The organism is Compostibacillus humi, from assembly GCF_014637175.1.
Lineage (GTDB): Bacteria > Bacillota > Bacilli > Bacillales > Amphibacillaceae > Oceanobacillus > Oceanobacillus humi.
Genome location: NZ_BMEV01000030.1, coordinates 16150 through 39398, shown reverse-complemented (window position 1 = coordinate 39398; position 23249 = coordinate 16150). Strand labels below are relative to the sequence as shown.

Sequence of the window (23249 nt, the reverse complement as noted above, 5' to 3'; positions counted from 1 at the left end):
ACTTTATTTTATTGGAGGCACAAACTACTATCATCGTTAAAAAAAATGGAAATACCAAATTTTGAAGGTATCGTTGAAATGGACGAGACCTATTTCTTGTACTCAGAAAAAGGCCAAAGAAAAATTAAAGGTAGAAAACCACGTAAGCGTGGTGGTTCTGCGAAGAAACGTGGTATAAGCAATGAACAAGTTTGCGTGTTGGTTGCAAGAGACCGTGATAAAACCACCTTTTCGCAGATATTAGGTATGGGTAGGTTAACCAAAGACCAATTAGACAAAGCCATCGGGTATAGGCTTTCAAGTGAAAATATACTATGCACGGATTCTTGGCGTGCATTTAAAACATATGCTGCTGAAAAAGGAATGGATATTTACCAATTCAAGTCCGATGGTAAGATTCGTACTAAGGGGCTTTATCACATCCAGAACGTGAATAATTATCATAGAAGACTAAAAGGTTGGATGCAACGATTTAACGGTGTTGCGACCAAGTATTTAAACAATTACCTTACTTGGTTTCAGGTCTTGGAAAGTATCCATCACCAAAGAAATGAAGTAACAATGAATGACTTGATTATTAAAGGGAATTTAGTACAGAATTCAGAAACCTATGATACACTTAGGTTAAATAAATTTGCTGTATAAACACTGATGCTTGTTCAACTAACGGGGCAGTAGAGTTTAAGAAGGAAGGGGGATTATACGATGTACCCAATATCTTTATTTATTATTGGTATCATTGGATTTTTGATAAGTATAATATTTACTGGCTATATAATTAAGAGGAATAATGTTAAAGGAAAAGCAATTCTGCCTTCGTTATTTATGTTAATTTCTGCGTTTTGTTACCTCCTTTTTTATGGATTTGGAATTTACGAATTATCGTACACCATTAGAATTTCAATTCTTATTCTTGCTTTTTTGTTTACATTGGTAGCGTTAGTTTCAAACTTACTACTTTTTAAAAGTAAATTAAATAAAAGTAAATAAAGTTGCAATTAAACAAATGGGTGCGTTAGTTGAAGAAGACGTTATTACTAATAGAACTTCCAAAAAACGGAAGTTCTAATTTTTTACCCTATATATCAACAATAAACTTTAACATAGCCCTTTTTAAAAAGAAATGACCGCAATCTGGCATTTAGTCAGCCAGATTGCCAAATAGATGAAAAATTTATTGAAAAAAACATAGGGGTATTGAAAATATAGAAGCGCCTTTTCTTCTGTATTTTCGCTTCGCTATTTTCATAATTTATTATCTATAAATTAAGGTATCTTGTAAAACGAATATAAATGATTATTATCATCATTATTTGTGATATCATAATAGTGGCAATCTGGGATTAAAGGATGATGATAATTATGGAATTTAGAGACTTAGAAATTTTTCAATTGGTAGCGGAGAAAGGTACGATTACAGAGGCTGCAAAAGTACTAAATTATGTCCAATCCAATATTACGTCCCGAATTCAAAAACTGGAAAAAGAAATGAATACACCTTTATTTAACCGGCACCGTCGAGGTATGACCTTAACACCGGAGGGAAAGAAATTTTTAACCTATAGCGAAAAAATCACGTTATTGGCCAGTGAGATGAAAAAAGCAATCCAGAGTAAAGATGAGCCATCAGGGAAATTAGAAATCGGCACAATTGAAACGGTTTTTCAGCTTCCTAACATACTCGCTTCATTTGACAAGAAGTATAAAAATGTCGAGTTATCCTTATATTCAGGGGTAACGGAAGAACTGGAGGGTAAAGTTATTGATTATCAATTGGACGGCGCTTTCGTTACCGATGGGAATTTTTCCCCTGAAATTATTGCCGAAGAGGTATTTGAGGAAGAACTTGTCCTTATTTCCGGCAGTCATGTCAATGCTTTTGCAGCAATAGAGGAAGAACCGGTTCTCTGTTTCTCTAAAGGCTGCGGCTACCGGGCACGACTGGAGAAATGGTACAAGGACAATAGAATCCATCCAAATAAAATAATGGAATTCGGAACGCTGGAAACAATTCTGCGCAGCGTTGTTGTTGGGCTTGGCATCGCCTTCGTCCCAAAGTCATCCGCCGAACATTTGATAAACAGCGGTCTCGTAAGTACCTACTATCTTCCGGAGCAATATAGTAGAGTCAAAACAATGTTTATTCGCAGAAAAGATACTTATCTTACTATAACACTAGAAAAATTTATGGAAACGATACGAGCGAATAGAAACATAGAGATACACTCGTTAAAATATTAACAGCAGCTGCTAAAAAAGATGCGTGGTTGCAGATACCACGCATCTTTCCTATGAAACGAAAAGGATGAGCCTGAACCCCCATTGACCTTACCAATGAAATATTCAGCAAAACTATCCGGTTTACACTTGAGCTTCCGTAAATCTTCATTAAGAAATTTTTTCTTCCGCTTCTTCAAAGGATAGTTCCGGCGGACTTTGCTTGAATGCTTTTGTCAAGTAGACGAGGTATAGGAATCCGATAACAATCCAGCTGATTCCTAATGTTAATGCAAGCATGCTTAGGCTAGTCCATAGCCAAATACATAAAATAATGCCAATAGCCGGGATGACGAGATAGAGAATCGAATCCTTTGGTGAACGCTGCCGCTGTTTTACAAAATAGTAGCCGATGACGGATAAATGCACCATCGTAAAGGCTCCGAGGGCACCGAAGCTGATAAAGGATGAGACCGTTTCCAAACTGAATATCATTGCTGTTAAAGCAAAAGCACTAACAATAATCGTGCTATAAACCGGCGTCCGGTACTTCGGATTTAATTGGCCAAACACTTTTTTCGGAAGAATGGTGTCCCGGCCCATGGCGTAGAGCAGCCTGGATACGCTCGCATGGGAACTGGAGGCGGATGCAAAACATCCCATAATATAGCCAGCCAGGAAAATAGCCTTAAACAATGTTCCGCCTAAGAAGGCAGTGATTTCCAGACCCGCCGAATCCGGGTCGTTAAATGACATATAATCCGGATAAATGAGCTGACCCAAATAGGATACGACGATAAACAGCAGCCCGCCGATAATGGTCACAAGGAAGATCGCTTTCGGAATATTTTTCTTTGCGTTGATCGTTTCTTCCGACAAAGTTGTTACCGCATCAAAGCCGAGAAAGGAAAGGCAAAGTATCGCAGCTCCGGCAAATACTTGATTCAGGGAACCGTCCGGATTAAAGAATGGCAGCGTCGAAAACAAGGTGCCGGTTCCTTCCCCTTGAAGCAATCCTTTAATGGAAAGGACAATAAATATCACAACAACTAATATTTGAAACGCAATCAGCATAAAGTTGACATTGGTTATCACTTTTACGCCCCGAATGTTGATAAACGTGACAATCCCGATGGCAACCAGAATCCATATCCAAACAGGAACAGCAGGAAATTCCGCATTTAAGTAAATTCCGATTACTAGATAATTAATCATCGGCAAAAATAAATAATCGAGCAGCAATATCCAGCCGGTGAAAAATCCCATGTACGGATTGAGTGATTTCTGTGTATACGTATAAGCAGTGCCGGCATAAGGGAAAACTTTTACCATTTTCCCGTAACTATAAGCTGTAAAAAGCATCGTAACGAGCGTAATGGTATATGCTGCCGGAAGCATCCCGCCAGTAATCTGCGAAACAATGCCATAGGTTGTAAAAATTGTAAGCGGCACCATATACGCCAGTCCAAAAAGCACAACTGGAAATAATGTCAGGACTTTTTTAAATTCCGCCGTTTTTGAAACCATTCGTTCACCTATCTTTCATTATTTATTTAAATATATTTCAGGCCGACGTTGTGCTTTATAGTTTAGTATTTTCCTGCCCGAATCTTTGCAAATTGTTGCGGTCTTTATTTCTTCCTCTTTACCCATCTGCGCTAGAATTTTCCCGGCAGAATCAATGACCATGCTCTCCCCGCAAAAATGCAATTCCCCTTCTTTGCCAACCCGATTGCAAATGATGATTGGCACTTCATTTTCCATCGCCCTGCTCTTTGCATAGGTGGAATGATAGTCTGCGTAAGGATCCATATTCGCATTGATAATGACGATAAATTCCGCCCCCATGATGGCTAATGTTCTTGCAGCTTCCGGAAATTCAACATCGAAGCAAATTAACACGCCCATTTTTCCGAAAGGGGTAGCAAAAACCTGGAATGTATCGCCCGGCTTAAAAAAATTTTTCTCATCGGAAAACAAATGCACCTTCCGATACACACTAGCTATTTTTCCTTCCTCATTGATATAGCAAGCGGAAATATAATATGTTCCACCGGCGTATTCGGGAAAACCGAAGACAGTACCTATTTGCTGTTCTTTACACCACTTTCGGATTTGCTGAAGGACGGAGCTTTCTTCTACCCTTATTGCAAGCTGATGCAGCCTTTCACCGACAGAATAGCCGGTTAAAAACAGTTCCGGAAATACAACAAAATTGGCTTGCTGACTAGCAGCATCAATGATAGCCTTTTTCATTGTTTCTGCATTCTTCTTTACATTCCCAAATGCCGGCTGGAGTTGGGCTAGCGTAATCTTAAATTCTCTCATTGCTGTCCTCCTTCTTTAAGAGAGTTTTAGTCTTCATACACGACCTTTCCATCCATAATGGTCAATTTCGTTTTTGTTTCCAGCAATGCTTCCGGTTCCACTGCAAAGATATTGCGGTCAACGACGATAATGTCTGCCAATTTGCCGGCTTCCAAAGTTCCTAAGCGGTCTTCCATGAAATTTCCATAGGCCGGGCCGAGCGTGTAGTAACGAATCGTATCCTGCAGGCTAATCTTCTCATTCGGATTCCATCCTGTTTCCGGAAGCCCGTCATTAAACTTTCTCGTTACCGCCCGGTAAACTTCCAGCCACGGATTAATTTCGACAACCGGAAAATCACTGCCAAAAGCTAATTTTGCGCCGCTGTCTGCGAGGGTTTTTATCGGCCATGTATACCTTTCCCGCTCTTTGCCTAACCGGTCCAGATAGGAATTGTCGCTAAACTCATCGGAAATGGCCAAATGTTCCGGCTGCATTGAGGCAATGACGTCTAATTGATGGAACCTCGGGATATCATTTGGATGAATAACCTCGATATGTTCAATCGTATGGCGAGAATCCCGCAAACCATTTTCCTTGCGTGCTGCTTCATACAAATCCAGTCCTAATCGAACGGCTCCATCACCGCATGCATGCAGACGGATGCGGAATTTTTCCTTATCAGCCTGTACAACCCAATCCCTTAATGTCTCTACAGGCAGGAACGGTTCCCCTTTTGTGGACGGCTTGTCCGAATATGGTTCTACCATATAAGCCGTATATGTCGTCGGTACTCCGTCGAGAAATTGCTTTAGTCCCGAAAACTTCAATGTATCGGACCGGTATGTGTCTCTTAACTCTCTTGCGGTTTCCAAATCGCCGTTTAAAGGGCTCAAGAAAAAGGTCCGGACTGTCAGCTCTCCTTCATCTTCAAAGGATTTGTATAATGAGAGATCGCCCAGTTCAAATCCCGGCAGCGGCAGCATATCAGAAACGGAAGTAATGCCGAGGCGATTCGCTTTGTCAATAAACCGCTTCATCAGCGTCTTTGCTTTAGGAGCCGGTATATCGAACGCTTCGACTGCCAATTTCATCGCGGTTTCGAGCAATATTCCCGTCGGCTGTCCATTTTCATCCTTAACAATCGTGCCAAATGGTGGGTCAGGTGTATGTTCATGAATCTTTGCTATTTCAAGAGCTTTGCTGTTTAGCCATGCTCCATGGCATTCAGCATTCAAAAGGAATACTGGCCTGTCCGGAATCAGTTCATCCAAAATCGACTTATCAGGCATCACTTTTTCATCCCAAAAGACGTGATACCAGCTAAATCCAAGAATCCACGGATCATCCGGCCGCTTGTCAGCAAACGCTTTTACCATTTCTGCCGTTTCCCTTGCTGATCGCGCCTTGCTCAAATTGACGTAATCATCAAACAGGCAGCCTAATGTTAAATGGATGTGAAAATCATGAAATCCAGGAAGAATCGTCTCTTCTTCAAAGGAGAACACTTTTGTATCCGTACCGATATATGGTTCAACTTCTCTATTTGGAAGGATATCCATGACTTTTCCGTGTTTAATCATAATGGAACCGGAGAGGAATTTTTTCCCAGTAAAAATTTGGTTTCCCTGCAAGATAATATCTGCTTTATCCATTGCTCCTCCTCCTTTTTAATTCAATACGGAATATTCGTAACTTTTAGAATAACAAAAATCCCTTTATTCCTCTTTAGACATTTTGTTAAATAAATTGCGATTGGATTTTACTTTTCTCTTTTTAAATCCGGGATTACCGTAAAAAATGTGTCCAAAGGTATGAACTTGAGGCTCAGATGGCAACACTGCTTATAGTTCATAAAAGGAGGCTAAGATTATGGACAATATTGAAGTAGGAGAAATCTTTACCATTACGGATGAATCCGAAGAGGAGCAGCTGGTTGAAGTGCTGGCGAAAGTAAATTTAGAGGGGACAGAATATATTGCCGTCAGCTTTGTGGAAGATTTGGAGGAAGATAATGACGAAGATATCGATATTTTCTTTCTAAAAGTCGATGCTGATGGAGATCTTGATGCAATTGAGTCGGATGAAGAATTTGAAAAAGTGTCAAAAGCCTTTGATGAAATATTGGAATAAGTATCACGGGCGGCACGAAAAAAACAGATGGGGGTGTATGTAAAACCCCTATCTGTTTTTTACTTTAGCTTTGCTGCTATTCATCCCTTTCCGTCGGGCGGCGGTATGATGTATCGTCTTCCATTGTCAAATCTGCAAAATCGTCATCTTCCGCAAATTCTGTCCGGAAATCAGGATTCCCAACTGCCAAATCAGACCGTTCTCCGGTAAAGAGCGAAATAACATAATATAAACCACTTAACCCAACGAGTCCATATACTACACGGGATAAAAATGCGTCTTGTCCGCCAAATAAGCCTGCAACCAAATCAAACTGAAAAAAAGCGATCAAACCCCAATTTATCGCTCCGATAACCATTAAAGCAATTGCAAGATTTCTTAAAAAAGTCATCCGGTTCACCTCCTTGTTTGTTAAATAGTTTGTAACAAAATTCCATGAATATACTTAAAAATAAGGCAAAAGAAAGAAGTTCAGGGACTTGAAAACCCCTGAACTCCATGTTCTGCTGATTCTTATTCTTTTTTCAACCGCCAGTTATGTGCTTAGCATATGTTTAGTGCCGAGAGCACCTGTACCTTCCTGTTTTTTAGTTAGGGATTCATATGGGCATATAACAACGGAGAATTAACAGGCAATCCAATCCTTCATTTCTCGGGCAAATGGTTCAAAGCCGTTTTTGCTCATGGTTGCAGAAAAGCGACTCCTCCCCAAACAAACACTTTTGGAAACGGTCCTAAAGGGACTATTTTTCACTATGATACAGGTCATAAATTTTTTTGCTTTCATCTTTTAATTTTTCCACTAATTCCGGGGGTTCGATGACTTGCGCATTGTTTCCCCACGTGAGCAGCCAGCTGACAAGACCGTCACTAATCATCGCTTTCGTTTCAATTATGAAGAAGTCTTCTCCATCCTTTTTAACCGAAATGTTTTTGCCGAATCGGTCAATGATAACATTAATCAGCCTGTTATGGAAACGGACTTTCAGCGTTTTTTCCACACCAGCAAACATGTGAAAAAGCTGTCGGACATAGCTGGAAATTTCAAAATCCGGATCCAGCTCAAAAGTTTCGTCCGTCACCTCCACGTCAACCATCCGATCAACTCTAAAGTGAACCATTTCTCCCTCTTTTTCATACTTTCCGATTAAATAATAATAATCATTTTTCCAAATAAGGGCGTACGGATGAAGTACTCTCGGCTTTCCATCATTGCTCAAGACAAACTCTTTATCAATATTGTACCGCCCGTAAATAAAACGGATGACCTTCTTTTCCTGAATGGCATTATGTAAAGAAAAAATTCTGTATTTCACTGTTTTTGCTTCATCAATGGCGTAGTCGTCTATATATATTTCATTTACGAGGTTATTTGCCAGCGGAATGCTCGTCAGCTGCTTTATTTTAGCTATCATCTTTTCTTTTTCGCTTTTTGTAATAAAGCGGGCTGAACTGATGGCATCCATTAAAAGCCGCAATTCCTGAATCTCAAAAAGCCGATTTTTATAGCTGTAATACTTCGGTTTCCCTTCGCCGTCAGAATTTACGATTAAGTCGATGTATCGTGACTGCTGCAATTCCTTTAAATCCCGGGAAACAGACATTTCATGAATTTCAAAGTCCTCGCCAAACTCTTCCTGCAAATGCTCCATAATCTCCCGGATTTTTAACTCATTTTCTTCATCGGTAAATTTTTTTAACACATTGATGAGACCAAGGATTCTTTCTGTTTTCTTTAACTTTCTCATAAAATACCTCCCTTCTTATATTGTAACAGGTGCCAGGTACCGATGGTAAAGGGTATATTTTCCTTTTTGCCGCAAATAATATGTCCATATAAAGGAGATTGATACGATGAGTGAAAAGATTATCGAAGAACTAAATCAGTTTCTGGAAGGAAATTATATGGCCATTCACACGTACGATGACTATATCCACCGGACTGACGATGAATCGATTAAAAAAATCTTTCAGCAAATCCAGCAGGAACATAAGCATCATGCTGAAATTCTCGCTGAACGGATTCAAAATCTTGGCGGGAAACCTGTCAATAATCCAGGTGTAAAAGGCTCTGTCGTCCAATGGATGAAAAAGCTTAAACCGACAGCCGGAACGGAAGAGATGTTAAAAGACGCTATCGCCGGTGAAGAGCGGGGAATCGAAATTTCCCAAAAACTCCTTGACGGGGACCTTGATGAAGAAAGCCTTGCTATTGTAAAAGAAATTCTTTCCCGTGACAAAAACCATGTCACCATGCTGCAAAACTTGCTGCATCATGAAGGATAGCGGATATTTTCTGCATCCTTCCCCTTATTTCACTCCGCAAATCTTATCGATTCTTCCCCTCCCTCCTTTGCATGGCTAAAACAATAAGAAATTCTTATCAGGAATAATAAAAAATGAATATTTTATTTAATACATAAACCCGTATATGATGAAAGATAGAAGGATTCATTATAGGAGGGTTTATTATGATTTGTTCGGTTCATCATGTGCAAATTACTATCCCGAAAGGTACAGAAGAGAAAGCTAAACAATTTTATTGCGGCATACTTGGCTTAAATGAAAAAGAAAAACCCGATTCCCTTAAAAGACGCGGCGGATTTTGGCTAGAAGCCGGAAATATAGATGTCCATGTCGGTATAGAGGATGGTGTTGACCGTTATAAAACAAAAGCCCACATTGCCTATGAAGTAGACAATCTGGCATATTGGAGAAATAAGCTGGAAAAAAATCAGATAAAAATAACTGAAGCTATCCCGATTCCAAAATACGACCGTCTCGAATTTCGCAATCCATTCGGAAACCGGGTTGAAATGATACAAGCCCTTTAAATTTGGCAAAGCAGAACAGACACCTCTTAATAAACAATCCTGCCCTAAATAGAAAAGAATATTATATTGAAATAACTAGTAAACTAGAATATACTAAAATCATAACCATCACGTTTTAGTTCGGAGGGATAATGATGGGGCAGAAAAGTTAAGAATCGGAGAGTTGGCTGAGTTGGCTAACGTAACGAAAAGAACCGTTGATTATTACACGAATCTCGGTTTGTTGAAAGCAGAACGTTCCCCTTCAAATTATCGCTATTACGATTATTCGTCTGTGGAAAGAATTCAATTTATTGAAGACTGCAAGGCAAAAGGAATGTCTTTAGATAAAATTAAAGAAAAAATTATCGAAAAATATGCTGAAGAAGTGGATGTGCTCGAACTTCGCCTAAAGATAAAGGACTTAGAAAAAGAAATGACCGAAGTATTGGACCATTTGGAAAAAAACGATGAAGAAAAATATAAAGAGTTTAAATCCAAACTGTCCCAGGACAGTTTATCGTTAGTTAAAACATTGCTTTCTTTTATTAATTAATATTTTTGAAAAATTTAGGAGGTGTTTGTCTTACTTCGGTAAGACGTTTCATTGACAACCGTTAACCTGATAATATTTGTTATCCTTATTATTTTTACTGCATTTTTTGTTGCAACCGAGTTTGCCATCGTCAAGGTCCGGTCTTCGAAGATTGACCAATTAGTATTGGAAGGAAAAAAAGGGGCCGCTTCTGCAAAAATCGTCACAAGCCATTTAGACGAATACTTATCCGCCTGTCAGCTCGGGATTACTGTCACGGCTCTAGGAATTGGATGGGTTGGGGAATCCACTTTTGAAGTCATTCTATCCCCTATCCTGCGTTTTTTTAACGTCAGTCCGTCCCTATCCAGTGTATTGATTGTTGCCATTGCATTTTTATTATCGACCTTTATCCACGTCGTCATCGGGGAACTTGCTCCAAAAACCGTTGCAATTCAGAAGGCGGAAACAATCACCCTTCTTACAGCAAAACCAATGATTTGGTTTTACCGGCTGCTGTATCCGTTCATCTGGCTATTAAACGGTTCAGCGCGATTATTAGTGGGAATTTTTGGCTTAAAACCCGCATCCGAACATGAAACTGCCCATTCTGAAGAAGAACTGCGAATTCTGCTATCGGAAAGCTATAAAAGCGGGGAAATCAATAAAGATGAGCTAAAATTCGTTAATAATATTTTTGAATTTGATGAAAGAATCGCGAAGGAAATTATGGTTCCGCGGACGGAAATTATAGCCATTCCGAAAGACAGCACTTACGAAGATATCGTTGACCTGATCAAATCGGAAAACTATACCCGATATCCCGTTTACGACGGAGATAAGGATAATATTATCGGCTTTATCAACGCAAAAGAATTTCTTATTGCTGCGATTCAAAATGAAGAATTCCAGATTGAGTCGTTCATTAATCCAATTATCCAAGTTATTGAAACGATTCGTGTCCATGACTTGCTCGTTAAAATGCAAAAAGAACGGATTCATATGGCGATACTGATCGATGAATATGGAGGAACATCCGGATTAGTAACCGTTGAAGACATACTAGAAGAAATCGTCGGCGAAATCCGTGACGAATTTGACGACGATGAAGTGGCAGAAATCCGAAAAATAAATGAAGATCATTATATAATCGATTCCAAAGTTCTCATCGAGGATGTGAACGCACTACTGAACATTGAAATTTCCAATGAAGAAGTAGATACAATCGGCGGATGGTTTATTACCCAAATTTATGAATATGAAGTCGGTACTGAATTAGAATATGAAGGTTACCTGTTTAAAGTGCAAGAATTGGAAGGACACCATATTCAATATTTGGAAGTAACGAAGGCGATGACCGAATCGGTTGCCATTTAGAAAAAATGATAAGCGGCAGAAACACGCATTTGCTGAGCGTTTCTGCCGCTTATCTTTTCGGCTCTCCGGTCATCCTACAACGTGTTATGGCGGCCGACTAAAATATCCAAATCAACCGTAATCTCTTTCAGCTGTTTGCCTGCCTTTTCCAGCTGTTCCGAATCCACCGACCATAATAATGGGGTCATATGCAATAATGACTCCACATGTTCTTCGGAAATCGAATATGTACGATGAATATTGATTACTTCGATAAGCTCAAAATGTTTTTGAAAAAGAGCTCTCGTATTTTGTGTGCTATCTTTTTTCTCTTCCGCAAAAAATATTTTCCGCAATTCCTGCAAATAATTGCTTCCGGGAACGACTTTCAAAATGGCACCATCCGCCGATAAAACCCTTGTAAACTCCTGATAATTAGAAGGAGATAGAATATTTAATATGACATGAATAGATCTATTCTGAAACGGCAACTGGGCCAAATCTCCAACAAGCCATATCGGTTTTTCGTACGATTTTGCAGCGAGCAATATTCCTTCTTTCGAAATGTCCAAGCCGACGGCGGTCACATTTTCATCAAAACGTTTCCCGATTTTTTGCAGATGCGATCCTTCTCCACATCCTAAATCAGCAATCGTGAACTTTCCATGTACCATTTGATTCAGTTTTTCAGCAATAACCTGATGCAAATCTTTATATAACGGGCTATCGTTTATAATGATTTTTCTTGCCTGAAATAAGGTCTTATCATATTTTGTTTTAGGCGGTTTCGTTAACAAATTGACATACCCTTGTTTGGCAAAATCAAAACTGTGGCCATTGGAACATACGAATCGTTGGAATTCTGCAACTTCCAGCGAACTGCGGCAAATGGGACATTGAAATAGCTCTTGATTTTTCTTTACAAAAGCTGCTTTTATCTCTCGTTTCTTCATTGCATTCCCCACCACCTTTCCTCAACGTTACCTGCTAATCTCTATCCGCCATCGCGAGATCCGAAAAATGAACAATGCGGTGACAAATTTTTTCCAGCAATTTTTGATTATGGCTGATGACGAGCATGCCTTTTTGTTGTTGTTCCACTTCCTGCAACAAGCTATGCCAAATTTGGGCTTGGCTAATCGCATCAAACATACTCGTAATCTCATCAGCAATATAAAAGGGGGCATCCGTTCCTAATGCCCGAGCAATGTTAAAACGCTGCAGTTCCCCTCCCGATAATTCATGGGGATATTTGCTTAACCATGAAGACTGAATGCCTAAGCAGGATAACATTTCTTCACTCAAATAAGGGGATTCAGCAAGAATTTTTTTCATTTGCCATGACGGATTAATCACCAGTTCTGCATGCTGCCAAATTAATTGAACCGGATAGATTTTTTCCCCGGTAAGCTTATTATTACAAATACGAATTTCGCCTTGCAAAGGTTTTATATATCCGGCAATAATTTTAGCAAGCGTTGATTTGCCGATGCCGCTTTTTCCGTACATCCCGACAATTTCTCCCTTATCAATGGTCAAAGAGAGGTTGCGGAAAAGCCAAGGGCGGTTTGGATAACGAAAACTAACATTGTCAACATGAAGCATGAATCATCTCACCTTTATTATTTTCCCCAGTTGCAATATGAGCTAATATCACACCATCGGATTGTCAGGAATAAATCCGTTTTCAGGCAGTGCATTCCATAATGCTCTTGTATACGGATGTTTTAATTTATCCCCATTTCCAGAGAAGTTGGCTGCCTCTGTCACTTCGATCGTTTTACCGCCATAATACACGACAATCGTATCCGCAAATTTCACGGCGGCCTGAATGTCATGGGTAATGAGAACGATTCCTCTCCCGGCATCGGCCAGCTGCCGCAAATGCCCCAGCGCAGCATTCACTGCTTCCTTATCCAGTCCTTTCGTCGGCTCATCGGCAATGATCAGCTGGGCCTGGCTAGCCAATGCTATCGCAAGAAAAACTTTTTGCATCATACCGCCTGACAGCTCGTGAGGGTATTGGGCCATCACAGTTTCTGCCAATCCAACCTGCTGAAAAATTTCCTTCAGTCTTTTTTTCTTATTTACCCTTCCCACTGTCCATCCAACTTGTTTCCCTACAGTTATTAACGGATTTAAGGCATTCGTCATTTGCGGAATCAAAATTATTTCTCTGCCCCTTAAGTTGGCTTGTAACTTATCGGTTAACGGCTGGCCGAGAAATTCCATTTTCCCTTCGATGACAGCATTCCTCGGCAATAGCCCGATAATGGCATCGGCAAGAATGCTTTTCCCCGCACCGCTCGCACCGATAATGGCAACCATTTCCTGCTTATGTACCGTTAAATCCAGGCTTCTAATAATATTTAAAGTTCTCCCAGACTGTTTTAATGTCATGGAAAAGTCTTTCACTTCTAATAACACTGTTTTTGTTCGTGTCATCATCTAGTAACCTCGCTATGAAAGGGATTCTGAAGGAAAGAAGAGTTGTACTAATAACTTGCCTAATTGATTAACAATAATGACAAATAAAACGAGCAAACATCCCGGAAAAAAGGCGAGCCACCACATGCCGGTAACGAAGTACTGCATGGATTCGGACAATATGGTTCCGATAGCCGGCTGTTCCGGCGGCAGCCCAAAGCCTAAAAAGCTTATCGCCGCTTCATGCAATACCGCATGGGGGAACAGCAGCGTAAAGCCAACGAGAAGCTGTGGCATAAGCTGCGGGAGAAAATGCTCTTTCACGATCCAAAACGGGGATTTTCCCATTTTCCCCGAAATTTGTACGTATGGGGCTGTTTTTACTTGCATTATTTCAGCCCGCAGCAGACGGGTCGATTTGGGCCAATGGGTAAAACCTATTGCTAAAATCACCCCTGTCGGGCCGCCGCCAAAGGCAAAAACAATAAGAATGACGAGCAGCAGATTCGGAATGCTTAAAAAAATATCAATCAGTCCCGTCACGAAAGCGTCAAAAACTTTATGAACTGCTGCCAAAATGCTAAAGAACAAAGCCAAAGCTGTACTAAGGAGGGCAGCAAATATGCCAACTTTAAAACTTATTCCTAACCCGATAAAGGTACGCAGCAACATATCTCTGCCGAGCCAGTCAGTTCCAAAAGGATGTTGAAACGAAGGGCTTAAGTTTTTTTCCGAAAAATTTGCCTCGATACTTTTTCCATCGAGGAAAATTTGGATTAGCATAAAGACGAGCAGAAACAGGAGCAAACATAATATTTTCACAATCTGCTTCTTTCGTAAAAAAAAGAACTCACAAGAATTATTCTTCACCCGGCTTCACTCTCTCTCATTCGCGGGTCAACGATAACATATAATATATCCGCCAATACATTTCCTAAAAAAACGAATATCGTACTGAAAATGACTATTCCTAACAATAAAGGAACGTCACTCTGTAATCCAGCCTGTACAATGGTCGTTCCCAAACCAGGATAGGAAAAAACCTGTTCGGCCAAAATGGCTCCGCCAAATAAATGGCCAAAGGAGGCAAAATGAAGGGATATGGCCGGCAAGGAAATATTTCGTATTGCATGGTTCCCGATTAATCGGAAGCCTGAAAGTCCTTGCGCCCTGGCAAATCGGATATATGGACTCTTTAATAGTTCAATTAATTTCTCTCTCGTATGCAGAGCGATATTAGCGACACCGACAATTGTCAACGTCAAAACCGGCAACACAAGATGATAAATCCGATCTAATATAGTCACGTTTTCGCTTTCCATGCCGATGGGGGCGGCAAGTCCGACGGGAAATATCGGGAGCCAGACAGAGAAACACATGACGAGCAGTATTCCAACCCAAAAAGCAGGCGTTGAAGCAATGAGATAGCAATAATTTTTGATTATCCAATCTATCCAGCTCCCTTCCTTCATACCAGCGAGAAGTCCAAAGGTAAAACCGACGATTCCGGAAAGGACCCAGGCGGTTCCCATCAGCCATATGGATGCTGTAAACCGTTCTTTTATTATTGTAAGAACATCTTGCCGGTAAAGGAGGGAAGTTCCAAAATCCCCCTGGATAATGGCGGAAAACCAGTTAATAAACTGCTGCCATTTCGAATCATTTATTCCCCAATAATCAGCGATTGCCTCCTTTTGCTCTTCACTGACAACGAGCATGTCTGCACCGATATACGCCCGGATCGGATCAATAGGCGAATAACTAAGGATAATAAAGGTCAGCACAGTTACCCCGCCAAGGACAAAAGTAAATTTTGCGAGCTTATGGAGGATTATTTTACTGATTAATTTTGTTTTCATCGATTTGTCCATCTTCCTTATTGTTCCTCTTTCCATTTCCAGTCGGCAATAAACTCGGTAATCGGCCAGCCGTGCCCATGGGGCTGAATTTTTTGTTCTCCGATATCGAGATTGTTATTTACATAATACAAATGCTGCACGTTTACGAGCCAGACCCACGGAGCATCGCCAATGGCGGATAAACCTGTTTCTCCGTCCCATTGGGCTTTATGCCAATATTCGTTGGCTGTTTCGTCATCCGTTGCAAGCAACGCCATGTCCAAATAATCGTCAACGGTTTCATTCTGGTAAAAATTCGCATTATGATATCCCTTTCCGCCAAACTTGCTATGGTATACGTAATACATTTCCATCGGGTCGTGGCTCCCCCACCCCATCACTGCCGGAGTGGAATGCATCACCTCTTCGATTTCTTCCCAGCTCCGTCCTTCGGGTATTACTTCAATGCCAATCTCCTCCATCATTTGAGAAAAGGCAATGGCAAGGGACTGCCGCGTTTGATCATTGACCGGATACACTAAAGAAAAGGAGGCTTTTACGCCATTTTTCTCCCGGATGCCGTTTTCATTCACTGTCCAGCCTGCTTCATCTAAAAGCATTTCCGCTTCAAATGTTTTCCCGTCGGCAAACGCCGTATCTGGATTCCACCAAGGGAGGCCGTCAGCAATGGAATAGGCGGGAGTGCCGAATCCGTTCAATACATCTTTAATCATTAATTCCCGGTCAACGGCAATGTTCATCGCCTTGCGAACAGCAATGTCTGCAGTCACATCATTCCCTATGATTGTGCCATCGATTTCTTTTCTGTTCACGAACGGAAGCATAATCCCCCGATTATCCACCGTATCCACTGCGATCAAATCCATTCCCTCCACTTTTTCCCCGGCAAAATGGACAGGAATGGCAGCAATATCCACCTCGCCTGCTTTAGCTGCAGAAAAGGCAGCGTCAGGAGACAAAAATAAAAAAGCTAGCCTTTTAAAAGGCGATTTTTTTCCATAATAATACGGATTCTCTTCTACGATGAGCTGCTGTCCTTTATCCCATTGAACGAGCTGGTACGGTCCGGATCCGATCGGCTGTTCATAGTAATTTTCGGAATAGGCATGCTTCGGAACAATGCCAATCATCGTTAAAAGGTAGATAAAAGTAGACTGGGGCTTTTCCAATATAAATTGCACTTGATCGTCGCTTAATTTAGCTATCCTTTTTACATTCGTCAAATCAACAACGGAATGGCTGTTTTTCGCCGTTTCAAAGGTAAAAACGACATCATTGGCCGTAAGCGGTGTGCCATCGGAGAATTTTACATCATTACGAATGGAAATAACCCACTCCAGTCCGCCATTTTTTATTTCATAATCGGTCGCCAAATCGTTCACAATATTGAAGTCTTTATCTTGTACAAATAAGGTGCTTTGAAAGAGAGGCGAACCGTAACGCCCCCAGCCGACGGTCGGGTCAAACCCTTCTTCCGGCTCATTCCCCAGCGCCAATACTAAACTGTCTTTTGCGTTATGTACTTCATCCTGTACCGATTCCTTATCTGGAGCACAGGCCGTAATAATAGTAAATAATAGGACAAAGAGCAATACAAAGCTTTTTTTCATTCATCATTCTCCTTGATTTGGGAAAACAATACGTTGTGTAAAAATCAGTTCATGGCAGTTGTTTCCAAACCGCCTCATATACTTTTTTTAATGGAACACCGTATTTATCGGCAATGGACTTGCATTCGTCATATTCCGGTGATTGCTGAAACACTTCTCCTTTAGAAATCCCTTGCTTTACGGTTATAGCGCCCCATTTTGTATTCACTTTAATAAACCTTCTTTCCATCCGCTGCACCGTAATCGGATAATAACGAAACCCTAACGTAGTTGTTTCGCTTAACAAAATTTCTTTCATTGCGTCGAAGTCATTTTTTGAACAAAGCAATTGGAGGAGGACACCCGGCCGGTTTTTCTTCATATAAATTGGCGAATAAAAAACATCGGTTGCCCCGGCACGAAACAATAGATCCATAACATGCCCGAGCCATTCGCCGGGAATGTCATCCAAATTCACTTCAATTTTCAGCATTTCATCATCGGTATGTTCATTATTCGGAGGATGCATATCGATTACCACCTTTTTACTAACAAAATTAGCAGGCCTTCCATACTGCTTTTTAGTAACCAATTTCATTGCTTTCTTTTCGTGCCAGCCTGTCAATCAATACGGCATTATATGCGCCGCCAAAGCCATTATCAATATTGACAACACTAATGCCGCTGGAGCAGGAGTTTAGCATGGCAAGCAAAGCGGAGAGACCTTGGAAATTCGCCCCATAGCCGACACTGGTCGGAACAGCAATGACGGGACGGGATACGAGACCGCCAACAACACTTGGCAGCGCTCCTTCCATACCGGCAATAACGACGGAAACGGTGGCCTTTCTAATAACATCGAGATGGTCAACTAACCGGTGCAACCCTGCCACCCCTACATCATAAATGCGCTCCACCTTGCTGCCCATCACTTCTGCTGTTATAGCCGCTTCTTCCGCTACCCGCAAATCGGATGTCCCGGCACAAATAATAGCGATATAACTATCCGTGTTATTATTTGCCTCCTTGGCCTTCCAGTATAATATACGGCCTGTTTCGGCATATGTAAATTCCGGGTGGCGAAGAAGAATTGTTTTCGCTTTTTCTTTTGCCACTCTCGTAATTAAAACGTCGCTGCCCCTCTCCTGGATTGACTGCAAAATTGCCATGATTTGGTCTGCCGACTTCCCTTCCCCGTAAATAACTTCAGGAAAACCTTGACGCATCGGCCGGTGAAGGTCTACTTTCGCAAAACCGAGGTCCTCATAGGCAGCCAGCTTTTTCTTCGCTTCCTCAATCGTCAGCGAGCCCTCCTGCACTTGTTTCAATATTTCATCCATTATATTTGCTTCACTCCTGTCCATCCTGTTCCCCGATAACTACCCGCAGCACGTTCGGACGGTCGGCAAACGTTTTCGTTCCCGCCCCATAGCCAATATCCGTCACCTTCATGGCAGGCAAAGTGCCGAATGTTTCCGCTAAAACAGCTACAATCCCAGCTCCGGTTGGAGTCGTTAATTCTCCTCTCACATCGGTATGTTCAATTGGAATTCCCTTTAAAATATCTAAAGTGGCAGGGGCCGGCACAGGATAGATGCCATGTGCAATATGAATCCGTCCCGAGCCGACAGGAACAGGCGCTGATACTATTTTGTCTACCCCTAGCTGGTCTAATAAAATAGCGGTACCGACAATATCGATAATGGAGTCCACTGCACCAACTTCATGGAAATAAACTTCCTCAAGCGGCAAACCGTGAATCCGTCCTTCCGATTCACCGATTTTTTTGAATATGGCAAGGGACATTTGTTTTGCCTTTTCGGACAAATCAGATCCATTAATCATGCGAACAATATCTTGATAGGACCGATGGTGATGAGCTTGTCCTCCATGATGACGGTGGCTATGTCCATGGTTGTCATGGCTATGTTCCCCATGATGATGATGGCCATGTCCATGGTTGCCATGGCTATGTTCCTCATGATGATGATGGCCATGTCCATGATAATCTGTTTGCTCGTTTTCATGAATATGAGCATGACCGTGTCCGTTAAGCTGATCGCCTTTTTCGGAATGTTGCTCATGGGTGTGTGGCCTGTTGTCATGTTTCAGCACAACATCAAACTTCGTAGCAGTAATCCCATTTTTTATGACTTTTTGTACTTCTAATGTATATTCATCATCAAAGGATAACTTCTTTAATTCTTCTTTTAAATAGGAAAAATCGCCGCCAGCGTCAAGCAAGGCACCGATGGTCATATCTCCGCTTATTCCGGAAAAACAGTCAAAATACAAAATTTTCACGTGTAACCCCCCCTATTTTTCAGATACTATTTTACCTTATTGTTTTAGATAATAACATTTTTACATCCAATAAATTGTATGCTGCAAAATGAAAAAGCAGTTTATCCTCGAAGGAAAAACTGCTTATATTTCAATGCTTTTAGGCATTTGCTGCCAATTTAGCTGTTTCTGTTTCCGGCAGCACTTCATTCATACTTCCTGTGCGGTAACCGCGAAGGTCTACCGAAACGTAATCGAATCCAAGGGAAACCAGTTTTTGCTGAACTTCTTCCCGTTTTAGAATTAATTCACCTATTTTCTCCGGAGACACTTCAATACGTGCCACATTGTCGTGGTAACGGACGCGGACTTCAGCAAATCCGATGCTTTGCAAATATAGCTCAGCCTGATTAACTTGATTTACTTTGTTCATATCAAGCTTCGTTCCATACGGGAATCGCGATGCCAGGCTGCAGGATGCTAATTTATTCCATACTGGAAGTTCTAATGCTTTCGCAATTTCCCGAACTTCATGTTTATAGAGGTTAGCTTCCTGAAGAACGCTCCGTACACCTTCTTCGGTACGGGCTTTCAGTCCCGGGCGGAAATCCTCTTCATCATCCATAATCATACCGTCTAATACATATGGATAATCCAGTTCTTTAGCCAGCTGATTCAAATGACGGTAAAGCAATTTTTTGCTGTAGTACCAGCTATCCGGGGTATTGGCAACTATATTTTCGTCCTCCAGCTCTTTAATTTCTGTTTCCAGAACTTTTACGCCTAAATCTTTTGCCAATTGTACCGCCGCCTGGAATTCTGACTCACGGAATAATTCAGATTTGACGACAACCGCCAATACATTGTCTCCAAGTTCCTGCTGTGCTCTTTTTAGTACAACCGCACTATCCACGCCGCCGGAAAATGCAACCATGACACGTCCGAGTTCTCTTAAAGTTTTACCCAACTTTTCATTTTTTTGTTGAATGATTTTGTTCAAACTATCCACCTCTATCTTAAATTTTTTTAAATCACCGAGTTCACATATTTATTTTACACTTTTTCCCCATTTGATGGAAATTTTGGGATTGAACGAATCCGATGCTGAAAAATAGGATTTTTTATGATTATTCCCAATGATAAAATTACAATTCCGTTGAGTCAAATATTCAAATTCTATAGTCAAGTTAATACACTGCTTTTGTTTTGAACCATTCGAAAGTACTTTACTTTCTTTTCGTGACATTAAGACCTTTCTATGGACCGCTCGAAAGCACTTTATCCGTTTTTCGGGACATTAGAGACCTTCTATAACCCATTTAAAAGTCCTTCACTCGTTTTTTGGGGCATTAGAGACCTTCTATAACCCATTTGATAGCCCTTCACTCATTTTTTGGGACATTAGGGACCTTCTATAACCCATTTGAAAGTCCTTCACTCGTTTTTCGGGACATTAGAAGCCTTCTATAACCCATTTGATAGCCCTTCACTCATTTTTTGGGGCATTAGAAGCCTTCTATAACCCATTTGAAAGTCCTTTACTCGTTTTTCGGGACATTAGAGACCTTCTATAACCCATTTAAAAGTCCTTCACTCGTTTTTCGGGACATTAGGACCTGCCGAATACACTTTTTCAAAGTTTTGTCGCTTTAATTTACCTATTTGACTTTATAAATATAAATTAATGTTGGACGTTATTATGCATGCTATTGTCGGCGATTATTCCATTGCTTCTACTTGTTTGCTGGAGGGCTCTTATAAATACAATGTATTCACGTATACTTAGGACAAAAAAGGAGTGGGTTTCCGATTGGTCGGAGTCGAAATCGATATGATTGTATCTGATAGCGTAAAAGCATTGGAATTGTATGAAAAAATATTTGCAGAAATAGAACGTATCGAGGTTACTAGTTTACCTAAAGGTGAAAATGAAGCAGTTTTTTCCCTTTATGGCGTACGATTCCATATGTTGGATGAGAATGAGGAATTTGGATTAAAAGCACCGTCCCCTGACCAAATGAATACAATTTGGGTAAACATTACCGTACCTGACATCAAGAAAACGTATACGAAAGCGATGGAATTAGGCTGTAAGGAAATTCAGCCGGTGACCGAATTAAAGGATTACGGAGTATCGAACGCCATTTTCATTGATCCTTTTGGCTATCAATGGATGCTTCATCAAGTTCATCGAAAAGTAAGTTTTGAGGATAGAGTAAAACTTTGGGAAGAGAAAAATAAGGAAACAGAATAAATGAAGGGTCCGAAGCAACGCGGACCCTTTCACTTTTTACTCGTTCAAAAAGAGGTGCAGTTTTTTATCTCTTTTTCCAACAAATCTCTTATCCATCCAATGTCCTCCACCTGCAGCAGACGCCTTACACGACTTGCAACCTCCTCGAATTCCGCTTCTCTTTTGGCATGCTCGTACTGAAACCAAAAATCTTCTTCATCGTTTTTATTGTCTTTCAGTCTGATTCGCTCGTTCACATCATGGGCAGTTACCTTATTTGGAAGTACCTTCTCACCCCAACTCATGGTTACGCCTTCGGTAGAGCAAACAGCTAATTCAACTACAAAGGAACCTCCATAGCGGTTAAATTGAAATGTAATTAAGTCGATATGTTCGTCATTCAATCTACGAAAATGAGGAAATGATCCTTTAAATCGATTCTCTCGTAAATACGGGATAACAATCTTTTTTAGTGCAGCAATCATGGAATGTCGATGTTGTGCAGCCATAATTACTCTCCTTCAATTCACTATTTTATCAAAGTTTACTAGGAAAAATTTTGTTTCTTCTTTCCTTCTTTGTTTAAATACAGAAATTACCATATCCTTTTTTATTCTCGGTGACACGAAGGAAAGCATCCTGCCAGCGGTTCTTAAATAAAAATACGTTCATCTTTGCAGATTATTTACATTTTTACCTTTACTGCTCTCGTTGCGATAAACGTTTTGATGTAGTTGTCGATGATTCTCGTTCCGCCAAAATCATCTTCATAAAATCCGGTAATGACAAAGCCCGCATCAATTTGCCCTTGAACCTGGTCTTCCAGCGTATGAGCATATTCAATCGTTTCGTTAGCGTTTATATATTCTTCAATTTTCTCTTCTGACAAATGGTCTAAAGTGGATGATGGAACAGAATATTTTACATCAAGAATTCCTTTTCTTTCCTGCTCATCATCAAATATCCACAGAAGGGGATTGGCAAACCCGGCGATTAAAATTCCTTTATCTCTTAAAACCCGTGAAACTTCATTCCACACTGGACGGATTTCATTTACAAATAAATTGGAAACAGGATGGATGACCATATCAAAATAATTTTCTTCGAACATGCTAAGGTCAGACATATCACCATGAACCGTTTTTAAATTCAGTCCTTCTCTTTTTGCAACCATTTCATCTTGTTCTAACTGTTTCATGGAAATGCCCAAAACGGTAACGTCCGCCCCAGCTGCAGCCAAAATCGGGCCTTGTTGTCCTCCGCCAGACGCTAAGCAAAGAATATGTAATCCATCAATGGATTCGGGAAACCAATTTCTTGGCACTGCTTTTTCCTTCGTTACGGTAATTTCCCATTGACCAAGTTTGCTTTGTTCAATGATTTCGCTGCTTACAGGTTTTGTATAGTTCGATCCTCGTTCTACCTTCTTATCCCAAGCTTTACTGTTATGTCGTGTAATATCCATTTTAATCCCCTTTGCAAGTTTTAGCATAGCTT

Annotated in this window: 25 protein-coding genes; 8 read left to right on the top strand and 17 right to left on the bottom strand. The window is 40.7% G+C overall.

Annotated features, from left to right (window positions below):
• Both IEV18_RS09220 and IEV18_RS09215 read left to right on the top strand, forming a co-directional pair.
• Positions 1-645: IS1595 family transposase (locus IEV18_RS09220; protein ID WP_188392101.1), on the top strand; the 645-nt coding region annotated here is incomplete at its 5' end.
• A 717-nt stretch (positions 646-1362) separates the two neighbouring features.
• Entirely contained in the window at positions 1363-2241 is an 879-nt protein-coding gene (locus IEV18_RS09215; protein WP_188392100.1) for a LysR family transcriptional regulator, read from the top strand.
• 147 nt (positions 2242-2388) lie between these two features.
• Here the strand turns inward: IEV18_RS09215 and IEV18_RS09210 are convergent, their stop codons facing one another.
• From IEV18_RS09210 to IEV18_RS09200, 3 genes are read right to left on the bottom strand one after another with little or no spacing between them, the layout of a single operon-like run.
• Positions 2389-3744 carry an APC family permease gene (locus IEV18_RS09210; RefSeq protein ID WP_188392099.1) on the bottom strand — a complete coding sequence of 452 codons (1356 nt, stop codon included), beginning with the start codon at positions 3742-3744 and terminating at the stop codon, positions 2389-2391.
• A gap of 18 nt (positions 3745-3762) precedes the next feature.
• Positions 3763-4545 (bottom strand): carbon-nitrogen hydrolase family protein, encoded by a 783-nt coding sequence (locus IEV18_RS09205; RefSeq protein WP_188392098.1) that lies wholly within the window; start codon positions 4543-4545, stop codon positions 3763-3765.
• Between the two features lie 26 nt (positions 4546-4571).
• Positions 4572-6179 (bottom strand): amidohydrolase, encoded by a 1608-nt coding sequence (locus IEV18_RS09200; protein ID WP_188392097.1) that lies wholly within the window; start codon positions 6177-6179, stop codon positions 4572-4574.
• Between the two features lie 217 nt (positions 6180-6396).
• On the opposite strand from IEV18_RS09200, the gene IEV18_RS09195 reads away from it, so the two are divergent.
• Positions 6397-6657, top strand: a complete 261-nt coding sequence (locus IEV18_RS09195) for a DUF1292 domain-containing protein (protein ID WP_188392096.1) — start codon at positions 6397-6399, stop codon at positions 6655-6657.
• A gap of 76 nt (positions 6658-6733) precedes the next feature.
• Here IEV18_RS09195 and IEV18_RS09190 read toward each other — a convergent pair whose 3' ends face one another.
• The gene (locus IEV18_RS09190; protein WP_188392095.1) at positions 6734-7048 is read right to left on the bottom strand and encodes a DUF378 domain-containing protein; all 315 of its coding nucleotides are present in this window, start codon (positions 7046-7048) and stop codon (positions 6734-6736) included.
• A gap of 352 nt (positions 7049-7400) precedes the next feature.
• Positions 7401-8405 (bottom strand): helix-turn-helix transcriptional regulator, encoded by a 1005-nt coding sequence (locus IEV18_RS09185; protein WP_188392094.1) that lies wholly within the window; start codon positions 8403-8405, stop codon positions 7401-7403.
• Positions 8406-8511: 106 nt separating this feature from the next.
• Here IEV18_RS09185 and IEV18_RS09180 point away from each other — a divergent pair, with 106 nt between their 5' ends.
• The 4 genes from IEV18_RS09180 to IEV18_RS09165 all read left to right on the top strand — a co-directional run bounded on the left by IEV18_RS09180 (position 8512) and on the right by IEV18_RS09165 (position 11382).
• On the top strand, positions 8512-8943 hold the full coding sequence (locus tag IEV18_RS09180) for a ferritin-like domain-containing protein (protein WP_188392093.1): 432 nt from the start codon (positions 8512-8514) through the stop codon (positions 8941-8943).
• 185 nt (positions 8944-9128) lie between these two features.
• Positions 9129-9491, top strand: a complete 363-nt coding sequence (locus IEV18_RS09175) for a VOC family protein (protein WP_188392092.1) — start codon at positions 9129-9131, stop codon at positions 9489-9491.
• A gap of 154 nt (positions 9492-9645) precedes the next feature.
• Entirely contained in the window at positions 9646-10026 is a 381-nt protein-coding gene (locus IEV18_RS09170; protein WP_268235419.1) for a MerR family transcriptional regulator, read from the top strand.
• Positions 10027-10077: 51 nt separating this feature from the next.
• Positions 10078-11382 (top strand): hemolysin family protein, encoded by a 1305-nt coding sequence (locus IEV18_RS09165; RefSeq protein ID WP_188392090.1) that lies wholly within the window; start codon positions 10078-10080, stop codon positions 11380-11382.
• Between the two features lie 74 nt (positions 11383-11456).
• Here IEV18_RS09165 and IEV18_RS09160 read toward each other — a convergent pair whose 3' ends face one another.
• From IEV18_RS09160 to larE, 10 genes are all read right to left on the bottom strand, one after another.
• Positions 11457-12314 (bottom strand): putative RNA methyltransferase, encoded by an 858-nt coding sequence (locus IEV18_RS09160; RefSeq protein WP_188392089.1) that lies wholly within the window; start codon positions 12312-12314, stop codon positions 11457-11459.
• A 34-nt stretch (positions 12315-12348) separates the two neighbouring features.
• On the bottom strand, positions 12349-12966 hold the full coding sequence (locus tag IEV18_RS09155; RefSeq protein ID WP_188392088.1) for an ABC transporter ATP-binding protein: 618 nt from the start codon (positions 12964-12966) through the stop codon (positions 12349-12351).
• Positions 12967-13014: 48 nt separating this feature from the next.
• A complete protein-coding gene (locus tag IEV18_RS09150) occupies positions 13015-13809 on the bottom strand; it encodes an ATP-binding cassette domain-containing protein (protein WP_188392087.1) in 795 nt (264 codons plus the stop codon).
• A gap of 12 nt (positions 13810-13821) precedes the next feature.
• Positions 13822-14610: an ABC transporter permease gene (locus IEV18_RS09145; RefSeq protein WP_229733613.1), complete on the bottom strand. Its 789-nt coding sequence runs from the start codon at positions 14608-14610 to the stop codon at positions 13822-13824.
• Positions 14611-14654: 44 nt separating this feature from the next.
• The gene (locus tag IEV18_RS09140) at positions 14655-15647 is read right to left on the bottom strand and encodes an ABC transporter permease (protein WP_188392086.1); all 993 of its coding nucleotides are present in this window, start codon (positions 15645-15647) and stop codon (positions 14655-14657) included.
• A 17-nt stretch (positions 15648-15664) separates the two neighbouring features.
• Positions 15665-17257 (bottom strand): ABC transporter substrate-binding protein, encoded by a 1593-nt coding sequence (locus tag IEV18_RS09135; protein WP_188392085.1) that lies wholly within the window; start codon positions 17255-17257, stop codon positions 15665-15667.
• Positions 17258-17306: 49 nt separating this feature from the next.
• The gene (gene larC2, locus IEV18_RS09130) at positions 17307-17771 is read right to left on the bottom strand and encodes a nickel pincer cofactor biosynthesis protein LarC2 (protein WP_188392104.1); all 465 of its coding nucleotides are present in this window, start codon (positions 17769-17771) and stop codon (positions 17307-17309) included.
• Between the two features lie 46 nt (positions 17772-17817).
• On the bottom strand, positions 17818-18579 hold the full coding sequence (gene larB / locus IEV18_RS09125; RefSeq protein ID WP_188392103.1) for a nickel pincer cofactor biosynthesis protein LarB: 762 nt from the start codon (positions 18577-18579) through the stop codon (positions 17818-17820).
• Between the two features lie 7 nt (positions 18580-18586).
• Positions 18587-19540, bottom strand: a complete 954-nt coding sequence (gene larC, locus IEV18_RS09120; protein ID WP_188392084.1) for a nickel pincer cofactor biosynthesis protein LarC — start codon at positions 19538-19540, stop codon at positions 18587-18589.
• Positions 19541-19679: 139 nt separating this feature from the next.
• Positions 19680-20519 carry an ATP-dependent sacrificial sulfur transferase LarE gene (gene larE / locus IEV18_RS09115; protein ID WP_188392083.1) on the bottom strand — a complete coding sequence of 280 codons (840 nt, stop codon included), beginning with the start codon at positions 20517-20519 and terminating at the stop codon, positions 19680-19682.
• An 810-nt stretch (positions 20520-21329) separates the two neighbouring features.
• Between larE and IEV18_RS09110 the strand changes: the two genes are divergently transcribed.
• On the top strand, positions 21330-21773 hold the full coding sequence (locus IEV18_RS09110; RefSeq protein WP_188392082.1) for a VOC family protein: 444 nt from the start codon (positions 21330-21332) through the stop codon (positions 21771-21773).
• A 44-nt stretch (positions 21774-21817) separates the two neighbouring features.
• Here IEV18_RS09110 and IEV18_RS09105 read toward each other — a convergent pair whose 3' ends face one another.
• Together IEV18_RS09105 and IEV18_RS09100 are read right to left on the bottom strand one after the other, a co-directional pair.
• Positions 21818-22261 (bottom strand): DUF4304 domain-containing protein, encoded by a 444-nt coding sequence (locus IEV18_RS09105; RefSeq protein WP_188392081.1) that lies wholly within the window; start codon positions 22259-22261, stop codon positions 21818-21820.
• 176 nt (positions 22262-22437) lie between these two features.
• Positions 22438-23217 carry a class I SAM-dependent methyltransferase gene (locus tag IEV18_RS09100; protein ID WP_188392080.1) on the bottom strand — a complete coding sequence of 260 codons (780 nt, stop codon included), beginning with the start codon at positions 23215-23217 and terminating at the stop codon, positions 22438-22440.
• Positions 23218-23249: the final 32 nt, after the last annotated feature.

Excerpts from the sequence above, each read along its gene's own strand:
- IEV18_RS09200 (WP_188392097.1), bottom strand. The coding sequence starts at position 6,179 with ATGGATAAAGCAGATATTATCTTGCAGGGAAACCAAATTTTTACTGGG.
- IEV18_RS09105 (WP_188392081.1), bottom strand. The coding sequence starts at position 22,261 with ATGGCTGCACAACATCGACATTCCATGATTGCTGCACTAAAAAAGATT.
- IEV18_RS09195 (WP_188392096.1), top strand. The coding sequence starts at position 6,397 with ATGGACAATATTGAAGTAGGAGAAATCTTTACCATTACGGATGAATCC.
- IEV18_RS09100 (WP_188392080.1), bottom strand. The coding sequence starts at position 23,217 with ATGGATATTACACGACATAACAGTAAAGCTTGGGATAAGAAGGTAGAA.
- IEV18_RS09215 (WP_188392100.1), top strand. The coding sequence starts at position 1,363 with ATGGAATTTAGAGACTTAGAAATTTTTCAATTGGTAGCGGAGAAAGGT.
- IEV18_RS09190 (WP_188392095.1), bottom strand. The coding sequence starts at position 7,048 with ATGACTTTTTTAAGAAATCTTGCAATTGCTTTAATGGTTATCGGAGCG.
- IEV18_RS09135 (WP_188392085.1), bottom strand. The coding sequence starts at position 17,257 with ATGAAAAAAAGCTTTGTATTGCTCTTTGTCCTATTATTTACTATTATT.
- IEV18_RS09210 (WP_188392099.1), bottom strand. The coding sequence starts at position 3,744 with ATGGTTTCAAAAACGGCGGAATTTAAAAAAGTCCTGACATTATTTCCA.
- IEV18_RS09175 (WP_188392092.1), top strand. The coding sequence starts at position 9,129 with ATGATTTGTTCGGTTCATCATGTGCAAATTACTATCCCGAAAGGTACA.
- IEV18_RS09205 (WP_188392098.1), bottom strand. The coding sequence starts at position 4,545 with ATGAGAGAATTTAAGATTACGCTAGCCCAACTCCAGCCGGCATTTGGG.
- IEV18_RS09150 (WP_188392087.1), bottom strand. The coding sequence starts at position 13,809 with ATGATGACACGAACAAAAACAGTGTTATTAGAAGTGAAAGACTTTTCC.
- IEV18_RS09140 (WP_188392086.1), bottom strand. The coding sequence starts at position 15,647 with ATGAAAACAAAATTAATCAGTAAAATAATCCTCCATAAGCTCGCAAAA.
- IEV18_RS09160 (WP_188392089.1), bottom strand. The coding sequence starts at position 12,314 with ATGAAGAAACGAGAGATAAAAGCAGCTTTTGTAAAGAAAAATCAAGAG.
- IEV18_RS09180 (WP_188392093.1), top strand. The coding sequence starts at position 8,512 with ATGAGTGAAAAGATTATCGAAGAACTAAATCAGTTTCTGGAAGGAAAT.
- IEV18_RS09155 (WP_188392088.1), bottom strand. The coding sequence starts at position 12,966 with ATGCTTCATGTTGACAATGTTAGTTTTCGTTATCCAAACCGCCCTTGG.
- IEV18_RS09185 (WP_188392094.1), bottom strand. The coding sequence starts at position 8,405 with ATGAGAAAGTTAAAGAAAACAGAAAGAATCCTTGGTCTCATCAATGTG.